This is a genomic window from Serpentinimonas barnesii (genome assembly GCF_000696225.1).
Taxonomy (GTDB): domain Bacteria; phylum Pseudomonadota; class Gammaproteobacteria; order Burkholderiales; family Burkholderiaceae_C; genus Serpentinimonas; species Serpentinimonas barnesii.
Genome location: NZ_BAWN01000080.1, coordinates 1 through 754, shown reverse-complemented (window position 1 = coordinate 754; position 754 = coordinate 1). Strand labels below are relative to the sequence as shown.

Genomic DNA, 754 nt, shown 5'->3' with positions numbered 1-754 from the left:
TAACCTGCGGTTCAACTCGGACGTGCCTTCGGCCCGCCGGTTAACCTCAACGTTAGGCCTCATGAACGAACCCCTTCGCGCTCCAGCAGATCAGGTTGCGGAGCTGGTACGTCGGCTCTACTCGCTGGTGTCAGAGTTCGAGGCCCTATTCCCCGGCCGCAAATTCACGCCCGACGGTCATCTTGTAGGCAGCATTGGCGAAGTACTCGCCGCACACCGATACGCTATCTCACTTCACCCTGCTTCGTCTGAAGGTCATGACGGCACAGCCAAGGACGGACGACAGGTTGAAATCAAGGCTACGCAAGGAGACACCGTTGCCCTCCGGGCTGAGCCTCAGCACCTGATTGTTCTGCACCTGAACAAGCAAGGTCATGCGAGCGAGGTCTTCAATGGTCCCGGTGCGCTAGTCTGGTCAAACTGCGGTGCAATGCAGAAGAATGGGCAGCGCCCGGTGTCCCTCTCAAAGCTGAGAAAGCTCATGCTTCAAGTGCCAGAGAGCCAACGCCTACCGCTGCGCAATGAGGCCTCTGCCGTTCCACTTCCTCGGGCTCCGGCGACGCTACCCGGTTGATGGCCTGCTGCTCGGCCTTCGTGAAACGGATCTAGCACATTGAGCTTGCTTTCCTGCAAGGCCCCGGCCATAATCTCCGGCGACGCCGCAGCGTTCCAAGGCCCAGTCACCCTTCATGCCATCGCCTCTCAAGAAACACCCTTAAGAGGCGCGTAGATAAAAACTTACGGTTATGAAGAA

General features: G+C 58.2%; 1 protein-coding gene. It reads left to right on the top strand.

Annotated features, from left to right (window positions below; translation table 11 throughout):
- Positions 1–574, top strand: a 574-nt coding sequence (locus SRAH_RS12900; protein ID WP_206741116.1) for a DUF6998 domain-containing protein, incomplete at its 5' end; no start/stop codon positions are given.
- Positions 575–754 lie beyond the last annotated feature (180 nt).